The organism is Qipengyuania sp. (assembly GCF_042095715.1).
Taxonomy (GTDB): domain Bacteria; phylum Pseudomonadota; class Alphaproteobacteria; order Sphingomonadales; family Sphingomonadaceae; genus Qipengyuania.
In genome coordinates this window covers 23,063-39,760 of sequence record NZ_JBELMO010000016.1, presented here as the reverse complement: position 1 = coordinate 39,760, position 16,698 = coordinate 23,063, and the positions used below count along the sequence as shown (strand labels likewise).

General features: G+C 62.8%; 10 protein-coding genes. 8 read left to right on the top strand and 2 right to left on the bottom strand.

Annotation, left to right across the window (positions count from 1 at the left end; translation table 11 throughout):
* Window positions 1–36: 36 nt before the first annotated feature.
* Together ACFDTG_RS06135 and ACFDTG_RS06130 are read right to left on the bottom strand one after the other, a co-directional pair.
* Window positions 37–1,362, bottom strand: coding sequence for a sigma-54-dependent transcriptional regulator (locus ACFDTG_RS06135; protein ID WP_375290135.1), 1,326 nt, complete (start codon window positions 1,360–1,362; stop codon window positions 37–39).
* Window positions 1,359–3,038 (bottom strand): ATP-binding protein, encoded by a 1,680-nt coding sequence (locus ACFDTG_RS06130; RefSeq protein WP_375290134.1) that lies wholly within the window; start codon window positions 3,036–3,038, stop codon window positions 1,359–1,361. The genes ACFDTG_RS06135 and ACFDTG_RS06130 overlap by 4 nt, the downstream gene beginning before the upstream one ends.
* A 180-nt stretch (window positions 3,039–3,218) precedes the next feature.
* Here ACFDTG_RS06130 and ACFDTG_RS06125 point away from each other — a divergent pair, with 180 nt between their 5' ends.
* The 8 genes from ACFDTG_RS06125 (at window position 3,219) to ACFDTG_RS06090 (ending at window position 16,673) form a co-directional block, all read left to right on the top strand.
* Complete coding sequence (locus ACFDTG_RS06125; RefSeq protein ID WP_375290133.1) at window positions 3,219–4,598, top strand: dicarboxylate/amino acid:cation symporter; 1,380 nt, start codon at window positions 3,219–3,221, stop codon at window positions 4,596–4,598.
* Window positions 4,595–5,539: an alpha/beta hydrolase gene (locus ACFDTG_RS06120; RefSeq protein WP_375290132.1), complete on the top strand. Its 945-nt coding sequence runs from the start codon at window positions 4,595–4,597 to the stop codon at window positions 5,537–5,539. The genes ACFDTG_RS06125 and ACFDTG_RS06120 overlap by 4 nt, the downstream gene beginning before the upstream one ends.
* Window positions 5,540–5,554: 15 nt before the next feature.
* A complete protein-coding gene (locus ACFDTG_RS06115; protein ID WP_375290131.1) occupies window positions 5,555–8,617 on the top strand; it encodes a TonB-dependent receptor domain-containing protein in 3,063 nt (1,020 codons plus the stop codon).
* Between the two features lie 22 nt (window positions 8,618–8,639).
* Window positions 8,640–9,833, top strand: coding sequence for a M14 family metallopeptidase (locus ACFDTG_RS06110; RefSeq protein ID WP_375290145.1), 1,194 nt, complete (start codon window positions 8,640–8,642; stop codon window positions 9,831–9,833).
* Window positions 9,834–9,926: 93 nt separating this feature from the next.
* On the top strand, window positions 9,927–11,120 hold the full coding sequence (locus ACFDTG_RS06105; protein WP_375290130.1) for an efflux RND transporter periplasmic adaptor subunit: 1,194 nt from the start codon (window positions 9,927–9,929) through the stop codon (window positions 11,118–11,120).
* 7 nt (window positions 11,121–11,127) lie between these two features.
* Window positions 11,128–14,325: a multidrug efflux RND transporter permease subunit gene (locus tag ACFDTG_RS06100; RefSeq protein WP_375290129.1), complete on the top strand. Its 3,198-nt coding sequence runs from the start codon at window positions 11,128–11,130 to the stop codon at window positions 14,323–14,325.
* A complete protein-coding gene (locus tag ACFDTG_RS06095) occupies window positions 14,322–15,794 on the top strand; it encodes an efflux transporter outer membrane subunit (RefSeq protein WP_375290128.1) in 1,473 nt (490 codons plus the stop codon). The genes ACFDTG_RS06100 and ACFDTG_RS06095 overlap by 4 nt, the downstream gene beginning before the upstream one ends.
* A gap of 54 nt (window positions 15,795–15,848) precedes the next feature.
* Window positions 15,849–16,673: a DUF2334 domain-containing protein gene (locus tag ACFDTG_RS06090; protein WP_375290127.1), complete on the top strand. Its 825-nt coding sequence runs from the start codon at window positions 15,849–15,851 to the stop codon at window positions 16,671–16,673.
* The last annotated feature ends 25 nt before the right edge of the window (window positions 16,674–16,698 follow it).

Genomic DNA, 16,698 nt, shown 5'->3' with positions numbered 1-16,698 from the left:
GGCATCGGAACGACGCTTGCCAAATTTGTAACTTTGTTACCGCCCGCTGGAGTTCTCCCGGAATTGCGCCGGCAGCAACTCGTGCCGCGCGAGCTTGTCATACAGCGTCTTGCGTTTGACCTTCAGAGCCCGGGTCACGTCCTGAATGCTTCCGCGATGGCGGGTCAGGGCATCCACCAGCAAGGATTTTTCGAACGCCATGACCATCGCGGAGAGCGATCCGTCCTGCGTATCCGAGGGGATCGCGGCCTGCTCGAGATGAGTCAGGCCATAAGCAAAATTGCGCGCAAAATCTCGCAGCTCGCGGATGTTGCCAGGCCAGTCCGACGCCAGAAGCAGCCGCCACTCCTCGGCCCGCAAGGGTCTTGAGGATGTTTCGAGCCCGGCCTCGAACTCCGCGACGAAATGGCGAAAGAGTGCGGGTATATCCTCCCGCCTATCCGCAAGCGATGGCAGTTCGACAGCGACACCCCCAAGTTGGGCGAGCAAGTCTCGCGAGACAGCATTCTGCGTGTCCCCCACGGCCACGATCCTGACGTCGACCTTTGACTGACGGTCTGCGCCAAGCGCTCGAAAGCTCTTTGTGTCCATCAAACTGCCGATGCGACCGTGGAGGGTAGACGGCACGCTATCGAGATTGTCGAGCAGCAGCGTCCCGCCCTGCGCCCGTTCGATCAGCCCGGAACGAGACCCCCGCTCGGATGGGTCCCTACCGAAGACGATCAACTCTACGTCCGGGTGGGTCCAGACACCTGCATCGATCGCAACGAAAGACCTGTTTTGGCGGGGGCTCAACTCATGAATGCGTTTAGCGAGATGGGTCTTACCGGTTCCGGGGGCGCCGGTAAGGATGACATCCATTTCCGTCCGCGCCACTTCGCCCACCAGGCTTTCAAGCCGCTGGGTTCGCTCCGACTTCCCGATCAGCCCTGTGGATTCGCGATCGCGCAGCGCGGCGCGAAGCTTGCGGTTCTCAAGCACAAGGGTGCGGTTTTCCAACGCGCGCTCGATCGCGCCAATCAGCGCTGCGGGGGAATAGGGTTTGGTGAGAAAATCGGCTGCACCTTGCTTCATCGCATCGACAGCCATCTCAACGTCGCCATGGCCAGTGGTGAAGATGACGGGCAATTCGGCGTCGATTTCTCGGAGCGCTGCGAAAAATTCTAGCCCATCCATACCGGGTAGACGAATGTCGCTAACGACCACGCCGGCGAAATCCGGCGTGATTGTCTTCAGCGCAGGCGCTGCGCGATCATGCGCTGCAACGTCGATCCCTTCCAGCCGCAATGATTGCAGCATAGCTTCGCGCAAGGCCGGATCGTCTTCCACGAAAACGATGCTGCGCGTGACTTGAGCGTTCATCCGCGCGGTATCTTCATGAGGAAGGAAGCACCCGTTTCCACCCGTTCGACGGTCAATTCACCGCCCAGCGCACGCATGATTTCGCGTGAGATCACGAGGCCCAGCCCAAGCCCATCGGGCTTGGTGGTGGCAAACGGCTGAAAGAGCTGATCCTCCTTGCCAGACACACCCGGACCATCGTCTCTTACACGCAGGAGGCAGTGATTTTCATGGGGCTCGATTGCCAGCGATATAGAACCGCCCCTTCCCACCGCATCGATTGCATTCTGCAAAAGATTGACCAGAACCTGCTCCAGCCGCACCGGCTCGGCGCGCACCGTCAATGCGGTTTCGGCCGGCTCGGGAAGATGGAGGGTGGCCCCACACCGCTCCAGCCGATCATGCAAAAGCAGCAACGCCCCGTCGATGGCGGACCCGATGGCAAAGATCTCCGGCTCTGCGGAGCCGCGCCGGGCAAAGCCTCTCAATTCCGTGGTGATGCGCCCGATCCTGCCTGTCAGATCCACGATATGTCGGAAATTTGCCTTGGCTTCAGTATAATCATGACGCTCGATGAGCTTAGTGCCGTTCTCCGCATAAATCTGCACCGCCGCCACGGGTTGATTGATTTCGTGCCCTATACCCGCCGTCACCTGTCCCAGAATCGCCAATCGGTTTGCCTGCCCAAGTTGTTCGCGCAGATCCTGGGTACGCCTTTCGATGAGTCGCTGCGCTACAACTTCTCGCCGACGCCTCAAGACGAAGGCAAATGCAACCAGGCCGATGAGCGCAACCAGCGCCGCCAAAGCGTAGAAACGCGCGCGCGCCACCGCCCCGCGCACTTCCGACGTGGGGTCGATCAGCAAATGGAGCCGCCAGCCATTGAAGTTGATTGGTTGGTCGGCATCCACCAGCGGCGCGTCCACCGGGGCTTCGGGCCCGAACTCAGCCAGGGGAAGAGGCGGCAGATCGGAAATCCCGAATTGCTGGACATCATCTCCTCGATCACGCGCCGGCGCCGCTTCCGGACGAGTGGTGTTGAACCGCCAACCCTGCCGACTGGTTATCAATACGACTCCGCTGGGATCGGTGACGAAAACGCCCGCGCCGATCCGTCGCCAGCTTTCCTCCAGCTCCTGAAATTCGACCTTTACCGCGACTATGCCCAGGGGTCTGCCGCCAGCCTCGACCCGTTGCGCGATGTATAGACCTGGCGTGCGGCTCACGGTTCCCAAGGCGAACTGCGTCGCGGAGCCGGAAGCCGAAGCCTCTCGAAAATAGTCGCGGAAGCTGTAGTCCGAGCCCACGAAACTAGTGGGCAGGCGCCAATTGCTGGCGGCCACCGTCCTGCCCCTCCGATCCATAAGGTAGATCGCAGCGGCGTTCGTTTGCTTGGCCAGCGTTTCGAAGCGGCGGTTGAGTTCTGCGGCGCTCCCCTGGCTTGCAAAAAGAGCGTCGCGTACTGTCGCGTCCTCGGCCAAAACCAGCGGCACCAAGCTGAACTTGTCGAGTTCCGCCTGGAGGCCGGCCGAAAGGATCGCGGCATCGTTCACCGCCACCGCACGCGCTTCGCCATACGCCGCCTGCCGAGACCTGCGATCAACGAAACCTATCAGCAGGGCCGCCGCCACGATCAACGCGATCCCGATGGGAAGCAGCAGTGCAATGCGTCGCGATCGAAAAGCTCTGAAAGTCACGGCTTGTTGTGCGGAAAGCCGCACAAATGGCAAGGAAATTGTGCGCTTTTCCGCCCATCATGGCAAGTTTTTCAACGCTAACCCATTGATTTATATTTGCCCCCTCAATTTTCAGCTTCGATTTCTCCCCCGCCCTGCCGGGCGATATGCTCGCTGCAAAGAAAATACAGGGAGAATGCAATGAGAGCCCCAGGGGTGGAGGCAACTCCGGCACCGACGCGAAGCCCGTGGTATGGTCGGCTTTACATCCAGGTCGTCGCCGCGATCGTCGTGGGCGCACTTCTCGGGCATTTTTTCCCGGATCTGGGCACCGCGCTCAAGCCCCTCGGCGACGGCTTCATCGCGCTCGTCAAAATGATTATCGCCCCGGTCATTTTCATTACCGTGGCGACCGGGATTGCCGGGATGCGCGACATGGCGAGCGTAGGCGGGGTCGCCGCCAAGGCCATCGCCTATTTCCTGGCGGTGTCCACTCTGGCGCTGATTATCGGTCTGGCTGTCGCGAACCTGGTTCATCCGGGCAGCGGTCTATCCATCGACCCAGCCACCCTCGATGCGCAAGCCGTGGCGCAATATGCCGAGACCGCTCACGAACAGACGCTGTCGGCTTTCATCCTCGCGATCATTCCCGAAACGCTGATTTCCGCGCTCACCAGCGGCAGCATCCTTCAGGCGCTTCTTGTAGCCATACTGAGCGGCGCGGCCATTTCGATGACGCGACCGCGCAGCGATCTGGTGCTCGACACGCTCGTCGCGGCGGGAGAAGTCGTCTTCAAGCTGGTCCACATGCTGATGCGCCTGGCGCCTATCGGTGCGTTCGGCGCCATCGCATTTACGATCGGCAGTTTCGGCATAGGGACCCTGGCGCAGCTCGCCGGCCTGGTGGCGACCTTCTACCTCACATCGTTGCTGTTCGTGATCGTGGTTCTTGGGGGGATCGCCTGGGCTGCCGGGTTCTCGATTTTCTCTCTGATCCGGTTCCTGCGGGAAGAGCTGCTGCTGGTGCTTGGCACGTCCTCATCGGAAGCCGCCCTCCCGAGCCTGATGGAAAAGCTCGAGATCGCCGGCTGTCGCCGAAATGTCGTGGGCCTGGTCGTGCCAACCGGTTATTCATTCAATCTCGACGGCACGAATATCTATATGACCCTGGCCGCGCTGTTCATCGCGCAGGCGCTCGATATCGATTTGTCGCTCGGCGAGCAGCTGTCGCTGGTCCTCGTCGCCATGGTCAGCTCCAAGGGCGCAGCCGGGGTGACCGGGGCGGGCTTCGTGATCCTGGCGGCCACGCTATCGGTCGTGCCTTCGGTCCCGGTCGCGGGCATGGCTCTGATCCTGGGCATCGATCGCTTCATGAGCGAGTGCCGCGCGCTGACGAACTTCACCGGCAATGCGGTTGCCACGATCGTCATCGCGAAATGGGAGAAGGCGCTCGATCGTGAGCGGCTGGCTGCCGCCATGGCTGGATCGCCGATGGCGCTTCCGATCCTCGACAGCGAGCGACATGAGCGCACTTCGCCCGATGCCCATCAGGCGGGCGCCCTGGGGGGAGAAAGCGCATGATGGACCGACGCCACCTCCTCGCGACGATGTCAGCCCTTGGTGTCGCCGCATCGCTCCCCGCCAGTTCGGCCCACGCCCATGATCTGGAAGAGATTTCGCTCTGGCCCGGCCCTCCACCGGGGCACAGCACGGTTAAAGGCCCCGAGGTTATCGGCGATAGCGGTGCAGGCAAGGGCGCGGTCTCGAACATCTCCAATCCCCGCATGCGAGTGTACCGACCGCTGAAGCCCAACGGTATCGCGGTTCTGCTATGCGGAGGTGGCGGCTATTTCCGGATCCAGCTTCAGAAGGAGAGCACTCCCGTAGCGCTCTGGCTGCAAAGCCGCGGCTATACGGCGTTCGAACTGATCTACCGATTGCCCGCGGATGGGTCCGAAGCGATCGCCCCCTTCGCCGACGCGCAACGCGCCATGAAGATCGTACGCAGCCGCGCGAAGGATTTCGGGCTCCAACCGGACAGGATCGGCATTCTGGGCTTTTCTGCTGGCGGCCATCTTGCGGGCTTCACCGCCTTGCAACCCGACCGCTCATTGAATTCGGGAAAAGACGCCTACGAAGGCGTGTCCGCCCGGCCCGATTTCGCGGCCCTGCTGTTTCCTGTCGTCACCATGCGCGCGCCTTTCACCACCACCCGGACCCGGCGCGAGATCGTAGGTCGAGACCCGGACGAGAAGGCGCAGGCCGCCTGGTCGCTTGAAACCTATGCGGCGAAAAATGCACCGCCGATGATCCTGTTCTCGGCCGCGGACGATCCGATTACGCCGCCAGGCCACAACATCGCCCTTTTCCAGGCGCTCACGGGCGCCGGGGCGAAACCGGAGATGCACATCTTTTCGCAAGGCGGTCACGGATGGGGTCTCGGAACCCCGGACCAGACTTTGAGCCAGTGGCCCACGCTTTTCGAAGAATGGCTCCGAACACAAATTTCAATCACAAACTAAAAACGGGAGGAAGCTATGCGTTTTACGGTAGCAACGAGGATCGCTTTACTTTGCGGGACGGGGCTGTGCGCTGCCCCGATCTTTGCGCAGACCACCACGACCACGGAAGCGGGTCAGGCTCAGCAGGCCGATGCCGCAACCGACACGGACGAGACCTACACGGAAAACCAGATCATCGTCACGGGCACGCAAATCCAGGGCGCGCAGATAAACGATGTCCTGCCCGTTACGGTTCTGGATGAGCAAGCCATCGAGAACACCGGCGCCGCCTCAGGTGACGAATTGTTCCGTTCCATCCCCCAAACCGGGACGGTCGCTTTCAACGAACAGAATGCCGATTCCGTCAATAGCGCGCGCGGCGACGTTGCGTCGGTGAACCTTCGCGATCTCGGAACGGGCAATACGCTGTTGCTGATCAACGGACGGCGCATGACATTGCACCCCGGCTTCCAGACCGAACTCCTCGTGCCGGTGGTCTCTTCGGATGCCAATGAGATCGCGCCGGGATCGGTCAGGCGCGTTGAGGTCCTGCGTGACGGCGCCTCCGCAATCTATGGTGCCGACGCGGTCGCGGGTGTGATCAACACCGTATTGAGGGGCAACCGCCGCGGCGGCTTTATCGAAGGCGATTATCGCCTGTACGATGGCACCAGCATGTACAGCGCGCAGATAAGCGGCGGCTATGGTTTAGATTTCGGCGGCGGGCGCGGAAACCTGACGGTCTATGGTGGCTATTTCCACGAAAACGGAATGTCGAATGCCGAGCGCGATTACGCGGCTGACGACAATCGTCTGCCCTTGGTGGTCGGCACCGATTTCGAAGGCGATTCATCCTTCAACAATCGCAACACCTTCGGGCCATTCGGACAATTCGACATCCAGGCGCCGAGCAACCGCACCCCGATCGGTGACGACGACTTCTATCTCCAGCCGTCGAGCTTTCCCGGATGCCGCCTGACCTTCGGGCCAGGTCTATGCGCCCGCAATGGCACTACGCCCACGTCAGACGTTCGCTACAACACGATTTTCGGCAACAGCCTGTTCAGCACCAAGAACCGTTACAATGCCACGGCTTTGCTCAGCTACGAACTCAGCAACGCGGTGGAAGCGTATTTCGAGGGTAGCTACTACCGTTCAGAGAGCGAGCGTACCATCGACGCTTCGGCCATTCTGAGCGCCGTGCCGGTGGGCATTTCTCGCAACGCCTATTGGAACCCGTTCGGGCCGGTGGGGAGCCCCAACCGACTGCCGGACACAACGATCGCCAACGGCGGTGCGGATGTCATCATGGAACGTTACCGGTTCGTGGACGCCGGCAACCGCGTGGTCAGCGTGGACAAGGATACCTACCGTTTCGTCACCGGTCTGCGCGGCAATTTCGGCGCCTGGGACTTCGACACCGGGTTTGTCTACTCCGAGGCAGAGGCCCTCGATGTGGCGAACAATCGCGTTTCGCTCACCCTGATGCAGAAGCAGATCAATCTGACGACGCCCGATGCCTATAATCCTTTCAACGGCGGCTGCGTAAATTCCGATCCTGGCAACGGAGACTGCACGCCCAACCCGGCTTCCTCTATCGACCCCTTCCGGATCGACGTGTATCGCCGCGGTGGCACCTCGCTTGCTCTTGCCGATTTCAAGATCAGCCGTGATGACCTGTTCACGCTGCCGGGTGGGAACCGGGGCGTCGCAGCAGGCGTCGAATGGCGCCGCGAAACCTTCTTCGACGACCGCGATCCCCGGCTCGATGGGACGATCACCTTTACCGACAGCGTGACGGGCGAATTCAACGGCAGCGACGTGGCGGGGACAAGCCCTTCCCCGGATACGGATGGACGGCGTAACGTCTATTCCGGCTTCGCCGAGCTCTTCGTCCCGGTGGTGAGCCCTGACATGGACATCCCTTTGGTCGAGGAGTTCAACGTGCAGCTGGCCGGCCGGCTCGAACATTTCGACGACATCAACGAAACCGCCGCCGTGCCGCGGGTTGCAGCGTCGTGGACCACCTTTCCCGGCGTAACGCTGAGGGGTGCGTGGTCGCGCGGATTCCGCGCGCCGAACCTTGTCCAGGTCAACGATGGCGGAACGACGCGATCCAACACGCGCGATGATTTCGTGATCTGCCAGGCGCAAGTTCTGAAAGACGTGATCGAGGATCTCGGCTCCTGCGCGGGAGCGGGCGTCATCAGCTTCCGAGCGGGCACGGAAAACCTCGTTCCGGAAGATAGCACCAGCGTCAATCTCGGCATCGTGCTGGAGCCGGATTTCATTCCGGGTCTGACATTGACCGCCGACTTCTGGCGCGTGAAGCAGACCGGCCTTGTCGGAACCTTTGGGGACGATAACGCGATCGCGCTCGATCTGCTTCGCCGTCTGAACGGCAGCACCAATCCCAATGTCGTACGCCTTGCCCCTACGGCCGAAGAGATTGCGCTGTTCGCCGGTACCGGTCTCGCGCCTGCCGGGCGGATAGATTTCGTGATCGACGATTACCTCAATCTCGACAGGCGTGTGTCCAAGGGACTGGACTTCGGTCTTTACTACCGCGTTCCCGATTTTGGTGCGGGCCGCTTCACCTTGCGAGCAAATGCCGCGCGGCTGCTTGGCTTCGAACAGTCGGCTGGCGCGGACGGGCAGGAAATCGTCGATGCGGTCGCCGATGGCACGCTCCCTCTCGACGTGACCGTTGGCGGCCTTGGCGAACTGCTCGAAATCGAAGGCCGACCAAAATGGCGCGCCAACGGATCGATCAACTGGGAAAAAGGCCCGGTCGAAGTGGGTGTCTACGGCCAGTATGTCGGCATGGTTTATGATACCAGCGTGGTTCGAGACGTTCTGATCGATTCTGACGACCCGAACGCCAACTACTTCCCGGTCGATGAATCGTTTACGATGAACCTGTCGATCTCCTACACGATCGAGAACGACACGGCGCTCGATGGCACTCGGCTGCGTTTCGCCATCAACAACCTGTTCGACGAGGATCCCCCGCTGGCAGATGAAAACTATGGCTTCTTCAGCGAACTCCACAGCGCGCGCGGACGCGTGTTCCACATCGAACTGCGCAAGAAGTTCTGACGTGAGGAAATCGGTGGGGGTGATGATCAGAGCCCTGTTCATCACCCCCATACTCGCTTTGGGAGCTTGCGCCGGCGGCATGGTGCCACCCGCTTCGATCGCGGCGGCTGGCACCTTCGTCGCGGCACCAGCGTGCTTCACCGACGAAGCCCGACTGAGCTTCGATTTCGAGGGGGCCTCCGCCGCGCCCTGCGTGGTCGGCGGCCCTCGCGATTTCACGCTGTTGATCTCGCCGGAGCATGCGCCGCCGATCAATCCCAGTCCCTGGTACGCCTTCCGTTACGAAGCGGCTGAAGGCGCCCCGCTGACGCTTACCCTGAAATATCTCGAAGGCCGCCATCGCTACGCGCCCAAGCTGACAAATGAGGGCGGGATCACGGAAATCGCCGTCAGGGTCGGCCCGGAAGGCAAGGATGCAGTGCTGTCGCTCCCCTCGGGTCGAGGAACCGTGAGCGCCCAACCCATCCTCGGGCCAGCTTACTATGAGGATTTGCTCACACGGCTCGCCGCAGATTTTTCCGCACGGCGGGAGGATTTGGGGCGCACTCTGGACGGACGCGCGATCGAAGGGGTCCGCATGGGCTCGCCCGACGCCCCGCACCTGCTGATACTTCTGGGGCGCCAGCACCCGCCCGAGGTTACCGGTCACTACGCGATGGAACCGTTTCTGGAACAGATCGGCCGGCGTCTTTCGGAAGATACTGCACTGTCGGCTCGTTATCAGGTTGTGGCCATCCCTCTGCTCAACCCGGATGGGGTTGTTCATGGGAATTGGCGCGCGAACCGGGGTGGCGTCGACCTCAACCGCGATTGGGGTGCTTTTTCACAACCGGAAACCCGTGCGGTTCGGAATTGGCTGGCAAGCCTGCCGTCATCGGTGCGCCCGGTCATGATGATCGATTTCCACTCGACCGGCCGAAATCTATTCTATGTGCAAGGTGATGAGGCATCGCCTACGCAGGCGCTGATGATCCGCAAATGGCTCGAAGGCAAGGAGCGGGCGTTTCCGGGCTATGACTTCACACTCGAACCGAGGAACGCCAATCCAGGCTCCGGGACCAGCAAGAATTGGTTCCACGAAACCTATGCCATCCCTGCGATCACCTACGAGGTCGGGGATGACACCTCGAGGGAAGCGGCATCGGCAGCGGCGCAATCTTTGGCGGACACCTTGTTTACATACCTCGACGAACTGATTCAAACCGAGGGCCGCTAAACACGGAAAGCCGGCGTTTCTAGGCGTCTTTTCGCACTTGCGTCACTGCCGGCAATCCGCGAAGGGCCGGCGCAAGAAAAAGTTCATGCCCCTATGCTTAGCGTTTTAAAAAGCCGGGCTGGCGCCCTGCTGCTTCCCCTCGCCCTCGTTTTGTCCGCCTGCGCGGGGGGCGATGCCGAACGCTCTCGAGAGGGCGGACCAAAAGAGGTCGGGTACGTCGTGTTGCAGCCCCGCGACGTGGCAGCGCCGACCACCTTGGGCGGACGCGTGGTGGCGCAGGAAACCAGCGAAGTTCGTCCGCAGATCAGCGGCCTGGTGCGCAGCATAAACTTCCGGCCCGGCGGCTATGTGCGCGCGGGCCAGCCGCTCTTTCGCATAGACCCGAGCCTGTACAACGCCGCAGCTTCTCAGGCGCGTGCCAATTTGGCGAGCGCCCAAGCCAACGCCGCGGCCGCGACCTCCCGGGCGGAACGGCTGAAGCCGCTTGCGGAGATGGAGGCGGTCTCGCAGCAGGATTACGACGATGCCGCCGCCGCCGCGCGCGCAGCGAGGGCGGCCGTGGCACAGCAGCAGGCCAGCCTCGAGACGGCGCGCATCAATCTGCGCTTCACCACCGTGCCCGCGCCAATTAGCGGGCGCATCGGGCGTCCGCTGGTAACCGAAGGCGCTTTGGTCAGCAGCAACCAGCCCGACCCTCTCGCCGTCATCCAGCGTACCGACAGCGTGTATGTGGACATGCGGCAATCCGCCGCAGATCTGGTGCGATTGAGACAGGAGCTTGCATCCGGAAACGCCGCTGCCGGAAGCACGCGGGTCCGCCTCAAGCTCGACGATGGCAGCACGTATGGAGCTACCGGCACGGTCGAGTTTTCCGAAGTGACCGTCAGCGAAGATACCGGCACCGTGACCTTGCGCGCCCGTTTCCCGAATCCCGACGGACTGCTGTTGCCGGGCATGTTCGTGAACGCGATCTTCGATCAAGTTGTTGAAAAAGGGGCCTATCTGGTTCCGCAGGCCGCATTGCAGCGCGATTTCAACGGCCAGGGATACGTCTTCCTCGTCGGGAAAGACGGGACTGCGATCCGCCGCGCGGTCACCGCAGAGCGGACCTCCGGCCAATACTGGGTCGTAACCGAGGGTCTGACGCCCGGCGTGAAGGTCATCGTCCAGGGTCTGGACCAGTTGAAGTCCGGCGCGAAGATCAAGCCGGTGCCCGCGTCGGCGCCGCAGCCGGTCGGTGCGCCGAAGGCCGACGGCGAAGGCAAGCCCGCCGCCCTGGCCGGCTGATCCGCCCATGTCGCGGATATTCATCGATCGTCCGATTTTCGCCTGGGTTCTGGCTATCATCGTGATGCTGGGCGGGGTCGGGGCGCTGCTCACCTTGCCGATCGAGCAATATCCGGACATCGCCCCCACCAATGTGAATATCCGCGCCAGCTACCCCGGCGCCTCTGCGGAGACGGTGGAAAACAGCGTCACCCAGATCATAGAGCAGCAGTTGAGTGGCCTCGACGGTTTGCTCTATTTCAGCTCCCAATCCTCGTCCCAGGGCTCGGCTTCCATCACCGCCACCTTCGCGAAGGGGACCGACCCGGACATCGCGCAGGTGCAGGTCCAGAACAAGGTGCAGGCGGCCATTTCGCGCCTGCCTCAACAGGTCCAGACGCAGGGTGTGCGCGTTACGAAGTCAAACCCGGACCAGCTGCTGACGGTTGTCGTCTGGGACACCACCGACACCCGCACCAGCGACGATGTTTCGGACTATCTGATCACCGCCATTCAGGACCCACTTTCGCGCGTGGAGGGGGTGGGCGACATCAACGTCTATGGTGCCGCCAACGCGATGAGGATCTGGCTGAATCCCCAGCGCCTGGCTGCGGTCTCCCTGATGCCGAGCGACGTGATCGCAGCGATCCAATCGCAGAATACCGAAGTCGCCGCAGGCGAAGTCGGCGGGCTGCCCTCGCCCGAGGACCAGATGCTCAATGCCACGGTCACAGCCATGTCGAAGCTCCAGACGCCGGAAGAGTTCGAGGCGATCGTGCTCAAGACCGCTGCCGACGGTTCCACCGTACGCCTTTCGGATGTGGCACGGGTCGAACTGGGTTCACAAAGCTATGGCACCAGGCGAAGCGTGAATGGCCATCCCGGCGCCGGCATCTCCATATCCTTGTCCCCGGGAGCAGACGCGCTCGCGACGGCCGAACGGGTCAAGGCGCTCGTCACACAACTTCAGCGCACCATGCCCGAGGGCCTTGTCGTCAACTACGCCAACGATTCGACCGATTTCATCAAACTGTCGGTCGAAGAGGTCCAGAAGTCGCTGCTGGAAGCGATCGTCCTGGTGATGATCGTCATGTTCGTGTTCCTGCAAAGCTGGCGCGCAACGCTGGTGCCGGCCATCGCCGTCCCGGTGGTCCTTCTGGGGACATTCGCCGTCTTTTCCATCGCCGGATTTTCCATCAACACACTCACCCTTTTCGGGATGGTGCTATCCATCGGCCTGCTGGTCGACGACGCCATCGTCGTGGTCGAAAACGTCGAGCGCCTGCTCGAGGAAAATCCCGGCATGACTCCACGGGAAGCCACGATCCAGTCGATGAAGGAGATCCAGGTCGCGCTGGTCGCGATCGCCCTGGTGCTTTCCGCGGTATTTTTGCCCATGGCGTTCTTCGGCGGATCGACCGGAGTAATCTACAAGCAATTCTCGATCACCATCGTGGCCGCAATGGTTCTATCGGTGTTTGTCGCGCTGATACTCAGTCCAGCGCTGACCGCGAACCTCCTCAAGCGCAAGGACGAGGAAGCCGAGGGCGGCGGCTGGATGGCCAGGCGGTTCCCCCGCGCGAACGCCCTGTTCCATCGCGCCACGCACCGCTTCAATACCGGGTTCGATCGGCTGTCCGATCGTTACCGCAACTCAATCCAGACGGTCGTCGATCGTAAATGGATGTTCCTCGGCATCTACGCGGTGCTGGTCGCCATTCTCGCCCTGTTGTTCGTCAGATTGCCGACCGGCTTCCTGCCGAATGAGGACCAGGGCGGGGTCTTCCTGCAATATCAGTTACCGCCGGGCGCCACCATCGCGCGTAGCCAGGAGGTCGCCGATACCATCGAGAAATATTTCCTCGAAGAAGAGGGCGAAAACATCGGCGTCCTGTTCGTCCTTTCGGGCGCCGGACGCGGAGCGGGCGGACAGAATCAAGGCCTGGCATTCCTGAGGCTTGTTCCCTGGGAAGAGCGCCCCGGCGAAGACCGCACCGCGCAGGCCATCGCGGATCGTGCAACCGCGGCCTTCAGGGGTCTGCGCGATGCCCGCGTTTTCGTGAATGTCCCCGGCGCGGTGCGCGGGCTGTCGTCCTCCAACGGTTTTTCGATGGAGTTCCGCAACACGGGAAGCCTCAGCACCGAACAATTCCAGTCCCATCGCGACGCGCTGCTGGAAGCTGCGATGGCGGACCCGCGCCTCACCGGCGTCAGGCTGGGAGACCTGCCCGATCTCGCGACGCTCAGGGTCGATATCGACCCGCAGCGCCTCGCTGCCTATGGATTGACGCAGGAGGCGGTCAATTCGACCATCGCCACCGCCTGGGGCGGCCGATACGTCAACGATTTCATCGACAAGGGCCGAGTCAAGCAGGTCTACGTCCAGGGCGATGCACCATATCGCGCGCGGCCTTCGGACCTCGGCCAGTGGTATGTGCGCGGGACCGGCGGCGAAATGACGCCCTTCTCTGCGTTCGCCTCCCTCGACTGGTCGAGCGCGCCGCCCAGTACATCGCGTTTCAACGGGGTTCCTTCTGCGTCCTTCTCTGGCCAGGCGACCGGCGGTACCAGCTCCGGCGAAGCGATGGATGCCATCGCCGAACTCGCGCAAGAATATCCGGGCACCAGCGTGGCTTGGTCCGGCTCGTCCTATGAAGAGCGCAATGCGTCCAGCCAAGCGCCGCTTCTCTACGCCCTTTCGCTGCTGGTCGTATTCCTGTGTCTGGCAGCCCTCTACGAAAGCTGGTCGATCCCCGTCGCGGTGCTTCTGGTGATCCCGCTCGGCCTGCTCGGCGCGGTCCTCGCAACGACGCTGCGGGGGCTGGAAAACGACGTCTATCTGCAGATCGGCCTGCTCACGACCATGGGTCTGGCGGCGAAAAACGCCATTTTGATGATCGAGTTCGCAGAACAGGCGGAACGCGAAGGCGCGAGGGTGATCGACGCAGCCCTGCAGGCGGCGCGCATCCGCCTGCGCCCGATCCTGATGACAAGCTTCGCCTTCATCTTCGGCGTCCTGCCACTCGCGCTTTCCACGGGCGCCGGGGCGAACAGCCGCATCGCCATCGGCACCTCGGTCATCGGCGGCATGCTGGCGGCGACCCTTCTCGCCATCTTCTACATCCCGCTTTTCTTCGTAATCGTGCGCCGCGGGGTGCGTGACGGCATTGCGGCGGTGCGCGAACGCATGCACCGTGACGAAGGCATGGAAGGCGTACAGACATGATCCGCCGCAACATCCTGCCGACGATGGGTATGCTGGCCCTTTCCGCCTGCTCGCTGGCGCCCGCGACCGACCTTCCGCCTCCCCCTGTGCCCCAGTCCTGGCCGGCGGGTGACGCTTATCTGGCCCAGTCGGAAGCCACTCTGCCGATCCTGTCCTACCGGGACGTGTTTACCGATCCCCGGCTCCGGCAACTGGTAGAAGCGGCGCTCGTCAATAACCGCGACCTCGATATCGCGGCGGCAAACCTTACCGCTGCCAGGGCGCAAGTGCGCGTCAACCGTTCGGCGCAACTGCCGCAGCTCGGAGTAACCGGCGGGGTGGGCATTACCAGCGGTGGCTCGGGAAGTTTCCAGAACGGGGCCGTCGCCGGAGCGGGGTCGAGCGATACACGCACAATCTACACCATCCGCGGCGGCGTGACGAGCTTCGAGCTGGATCTCTTCGGGCGGCTCGCCAATGCGACCGAAGCCCAGAGGGACCGGGCCTTGGCCACGGAAGCTGCGGCGCGGACGGTGCGTCTTGGGCTGGTGGCGGATCTGGCCGGCGCCTGGGCAACCTATGCCGCCGACCGGGACTTGCTCGCCATAGCGCAAGCAACCGCGGACAATGCGCGCGAAAGCGTTCGTCTGACCCGCATGCGGCTGGAAGGCGGGATCGCGCCCCGTACGGACCTGACCCAAGCGCAGCAGGTCCTCGCGAGCGCGGAGTTGGCCATCGCCGCGCAAGTGACCGCGCTGGCGCAGGACCGCAATCTATTGCGCTTGCTGGTCGGGGCCGAGTTCGACGATGCCTTGCTGCCCGATGGGCTCGAGGAAATCGCCGAAACTTACGAAGTCCTGCCCGCCGGGCTCAACTCGCAAATCCTGCTGCGGCGCCCGGATGTGATCCAGGCGGAATATGAACTGCGCGCGGCGAATGCCGATATCGGCGTTGCGCGCGCCGCGCTCTTCCCCTCGCTTTCGCTCACCGGCTTGCTCGGAGTTGCCAGTACGGCGCTGGGCGATCTCTTCACCGGCCATGCCTTCAGCTGGAGCGCAGGAGCAGGCGCAGGCTACGGGATCTTCGATGCGGGCGGCAGGCGCGCCAATGTCGCGGTGAGCGAAGCGCAGCGCGATGCCGCCCTTGCCGCTTATGAACGCGCGATCCAGGCCGCGTTCCGCGAAACCGCCGACGCACTCGCCGATCAGGGAACGCTCGGCAGACGCGACGATGCCGCGCGGGCAAATGCCACCGCCGCCGCCACCAGCGCGCGCCTGATCGAGGCCCGCTACCGCAACGGTATCGACAGCTTCCTCGATAGCCTGGTGGCCCAGCGCAGCCTTTTTGCCGCGCGGCAACAGCTGGTCACCATCCGACTGGCTTCACTGCTCAACCGCGTCACGCTCTATCGGGTGCTGGGCGGGGATCAGGCGACGGTGATGGCCGACAGCGTGCCGTTCGCAGAAGGACAGCGCTCGAACGAACCCTAGCCCAGCTCTTCGCGATTTGCGGATTGTGCTGGCCGCGCCTACATGCGCGGTCCGATGGCCGAACGCGCTTTTCATCCCGATGAACCAGGGGCCGCGCCTGCGGCATCCTCCTCGCCGAGCGACTCGGCGAGCGCGCATGCGATCAGCAAACGCCTCTTGGCATCGATCCACGATGTCCATCCCGGTTCCATCGATGCGGTGGAGCGGCTGTCCGCGCAGTTCGAAAGACATCTTGGCGGGCCGCGCTTCGCGATGCTCGTGGTGCCGGACCACTGGGGCCAGAACCCGGTCGCGGGCAACCGGGTTTTCAAGGCGAGATTGCGGGCATGGGCGGACAGCGGCATCGAAATGTTCGTGCACGGCTGGTTCCACCAGGATCGGTCGGAGCATAGCGGCGTGGCGGCGCTGAAGGCACGCCACATGACGGCGAGCGAGGGTGAGTTTCTGGGCCTGTCCGAAAAGGAAGCGGCACAGCGCATGCGCGACGGCAAAGCTCTGGTTGAAGACGCGATCGGTGGACCAGTGGCGGGATTTATCGCCCCCGCCTGGCTGTACGGTCCAGGCGCGATGGCGGCGCTCGAGAAGGGGGGCTTCGCCCTGGCGGAAGACCATATGAAGGTGTGGGAACCGGCGACCGGATCGGTGCTGGCCAAGGGCCCCGTGCTCACCTGGGCCAGCCGCAGCAGCGCCCGGACGGCCTCGTCGCTGATTGCAGCCGCGCTGGGCCGGGCGTTCCTGCACGGTTTGCCGACCGTTCGCATCGCGGTCCACCCCGGTGACATCACCAAGCAATCGATCGTGGACAGTATCGACCGCACGCTTGCCGCTTTCGCATCGCGGCGCGCAATCGGGCGCTACGCCGATCTGTTGGCGCGTTGATCCGAACGAGGTGCCGCCGATATGT

Coding starts and splice junctions, on each gene's coding strand:
- ACFDTG_RS06135 (WP_375290135.1), bottom strand. CDS start 1,362: ATGAACGCTCAAGTCACGCGCAGCATCGTTTTCGTGGAAGACGATCCG.
- ACFDTG_RS06125 (WP_375290133.1), top strand. CDS start 3,219: ATGAGAGCCCCAGGGGTGGAGGCAACTCCGGCACCGACGCGAAGCCCG.
- ACFDTG_RS06120 (WP_375290132.1), top strand. CDS start 4,595: ATGATGGACCGACGCCACCTCCTCGCGACGATGTCAGCCCTTGGTGTC.
- ACFDTG_RS06115 (WP_375290131.1), top strand. CDS start 5,555: ATGCGTTTTACGGTAGCAACGAGGATCGCTTTACTTTGCGGGACGGGG.
- ACFDTG_RS06110 (WP_375290145.1), top strand. CDS start 8,640: ATGATCAGAGCCCTGTTCATCACCCCCATACTCGCTTTGGGAGCTTGC.
- ACFDTG_RS06105 (WP_375290130.1), top strand. CDS start 9,927: ATGCTTAGCGTTTTAAAAAGCCGGGCTGGCGCCCTGCTGCTTCCCCTC.
- ACFDTG_RS06100 (WP_375290129.1), top strand. CDS start 11,128: ATGTCGCGGATATTCATCGATCGTCCGATTTTCGCCTGGGTTCTGGCT.
- ACFDTG_RS06095 (WP_375290128.1), top strand. CDS start 14,322: ATGATCCGCCGCAACATCCTGCCGACGATGGGTATGCTGGCCCTTTCC.
- ACFDTG_RS06090 (WP_375290127.1), top strand. CDS start 15,849: ATGGCCGAACGCGCTTTTCATCCCGATGAACCAGGGGCCGCGCCTGCG.